Below are 540 nucleotides of genomic sequence, written 5' to 3'. Positions count from 1 at the left end.
GTTCTCCGCTAAGTTCATCTTTACGTTGATACAATAACTCACGGATACTTTCAGCGGTTATATCACGCCATTGCTCTGGATTGGTATCCAGCCGCCAGGCTATCAATTGATTGGCGTTTTCCGGATGAAATGCGAGTGGGTAAACCCAGCGTACATAACGGTTTTCGGCGCCGAACATGCCACTTACATGAACCAACATGGCTTGATTCACCAGTGCAGTTTTCACTAAATCAATCAGTGCTTTTTTACTGCGAATGGTAAAGGTGTACTGATAGAGCTTTGGCTGCTGGGTTTTAATTTTCCGCGCCATTGCAATACTTGCATACACATCGGCCATGGCATCATGGGCGTTGCTGTGTTCGATACTATTGGCTGGTGCTAGTTGATCTAGTTTTAAACTTACGTTGCCATCGGCATTTAAGGGCCATTCAATGCCTTCAGGGCGCAGTGCATAGGCGGCGCGCACTAGAGTAAGTAAATCCCAACGGGAATTATTATTCTCCCAACTATAGCCGTAGGGATCGTAAAAATTTCGATAAA

1 pseudogene is annotated in these 540 nt (G+C 45.4%); it reads right to left on the bottom strand.

The window, feature by feature from the left end:
- Window positions 1-540 (bottom strand): annotated as a pseudogene (locus tag VT06_RS17210) (exonuclease domain-containing protein); the annotation flags it as partial.

Origin of the sequence: Arsukibacterium sp. MJ3 (assembly GCF_000987765.1) — a bacterium.
In the GTDB taxonomy this organism is placed as follows: domain Bacteria; phylum Pseudomonadota; class Gammaproteobacteria; order Enterobacterales; family Alteromonadaceae; genus Alishewanella.
This window is presented reverse-complemented; position numbering and strand designations above follow the sequence as displayed.